Annotated in this window: 2 protein-coding genes and 1 pseudogene; 2 read left to right on the forward strand and 1 reads right to left on the reverse strand. The window is 69.3% G+C overall.

From position 1 onward, the window contains the following. The coding region (locus tag AC1DOC_RS31895) for an endolytic transglycosylase MltG (protein ID WP_478131361.1) at positions 1-388 on the reverse strand (388 nt) is incomplete at its 3' end. Positions 389-510: 122 nt separating this feature from the next. Between AC1DOC_RS31895 and ygfZ the strand changes: the two genes are divergently transcribed. Together ygfZ and AC1DOC_RS31905 are read left to right on the forward strand one after the other, a co-directional pair. Further along, a complete protein-coding gene (gene ygfZ, locus AC1DOC_RS31900; protein ID WP_012747962.1) occupies positions 511-1,437 on the forward strand; it encodes a CAF17-like 4Fe-4S cluster assembly/insertion protein YgfZ in 927 nt (308 codons plus the stop codon). 137 nt (positions 1,438-1,574) lie between these two features. Beyond that, a pseudogene (locus tag AC1DOC_RS31905) lies at positions 1,575-1,870 on the forward strand (hypothetical protein); the annotation flags it as partial.

Raw genomic sequence — 1,870 nt, forward strand, 5'->3', positions numbered from 1 at the left:
GCTCGGCCTTGGCGAGTGCGGCGCGCACCTGCCGGATGTTCCAGCCTTCGACCAGCACCAGGCTGCGGGTGGCCTCCTCGCCGCGCACCAGCACGTTGAGCAGCATCTTGGGCGTGATGCCGCGCTCCAGCTCGTAGCTGCCGGCGCGGATCTGGCGGTCCTGCCCCGAAATGCGGAACCAGAAATAGAGCATCTGCGGCTGCACGTCGGTGCCGGTATCGGCCACCGCCTGCGCGACGCCGCGCGGCGTGGTGCCGGGCTCCACGGACAGATCGACGCTGGGCGCGGGCAGCTTGAGCGGCTGATGCACCCACCAGAGGCCGGCGGCGCCAAGGCCGAGCGCAGCCAGGGCGGCGAGCAGGAAAAGCGTGAGGAAGAAGCGACGCACGGGTCCGATGATTTAGCGGAGAGAAGAAAACGAATCAGCACGAAAAGCCGGTGGCCCTGCGGGAACCGGGGCGGGATTCCCTGCGGACCCGACGGAACGGCTCCGACCATGATAATTCAGCGATGACTACTGTCGTTCTCAATGGTGTTACCGCTCTTTCCGACCTTGGCGTGATCCGCGCCGAGGGGCCCGATGCCGCCAGCTTCCTGCATGGCCAGCTCACCCAGGATTTCGCGCTGCTGGGCGCCACCGAGGCCCGCCTGGCCGCGCTTTGCACCGCCAAGGGCCGCGTGATCGCCAGCTTCGTCGGCATCCGGCCGCAGCCGGAGCTGGTGCTGCTGGTGTGCAGCCGCGACATCCTGGCCGCCACGCTCAAGCGCCTGTCGATGTACGTGCTGCGCGCCAAGGCCAAGCTCACGGACGCCACCGAGCAGTTCGCGCTGTACGGCCTTGCCGGCACCGCGCTGGCCGCCAACGGCCTCGATGCCACGGCCTTGCCCGGCCAGCGCACCGCCATTGGCCAAGACATCAGCGCGGTGTCGCTGTACCCGGCCGACGGCGTGCCGCGCGCGATGTGGATCGCGCCGGCCGGCAGCCCGGCGCCCGCGGGCCCGGCGCTCGATGCGCAACTGTGGCAATGGAGCGAGGTCCGCAGCGGCATCGTGACCGTGACCACGCCGGTGGTCGAGGCCTTCGTGCCGCAGATGATCAACTACGAATCCGTGGGCGGCGTGAACTTCAAGAAGGGCTGCTATCCGGGCCAGGAAATCGTGGCGCGCAGCCAGTTCCGCGGCACCCTGAAGCGGCGCACCTACCTCGTGCAGGCCGATGCGCCCCTCGGCGCCGGCCAGGAGGTGTTCGCCGCCGGCGATGCCGAACAGCCTGTGGGCACGGTGGCGCAGGCCGCGCCGGCACCTGGCGGCGGCTGGGCCGCGCTGATCTCGATCCAGATCTCGGCACTCGAAACCGGCGGCCTGCATGCGGGCAGCGCCGACGGGCCGGCGCTCACGGTCGAGCCGCTGCCGTATCCGCTGCTCGAAGACATCTAGACGCAACTGGACTGAAGAAACGGACGCCTGGCGCCGCCCCGAAAGAGGCGGCGCCATTTTTTTGCGCGCGTTTAACCCTGCCGCCGGTGCTGCTGCGTAGAAGCCGTACCGATCCACTCCTGGCAAGGAAAGACATCATGAAGCGCAGACTCCTCTTCTCGACCGCCCTCGCATGGACCGCGCTGGGCGTGCTGCCGGCTTGCGCCGAAAGCCCGGTGGGGCCCCTGCCCCCGCTTTCGCCGCCCTCCAACCGCATCGGTTCGCTGATGCAACTCAGCGTGGTCGACCGCGCGAGCGGCCGCGAACTGCCCATCTACCGCCACCGCGGCGAATACTGGGTGGCCGGCCGGCCCGGCACGCGCTATGCGATCCGCGCGCGCAATGCGATGGGTGAGCGCGTCATGGCCGTGATGTCGGTGGACGGCATCAACAT

The sequence above is a fragment of the Variovorax sp. 01T439_2 genome, from assembly GCF_056398445.1.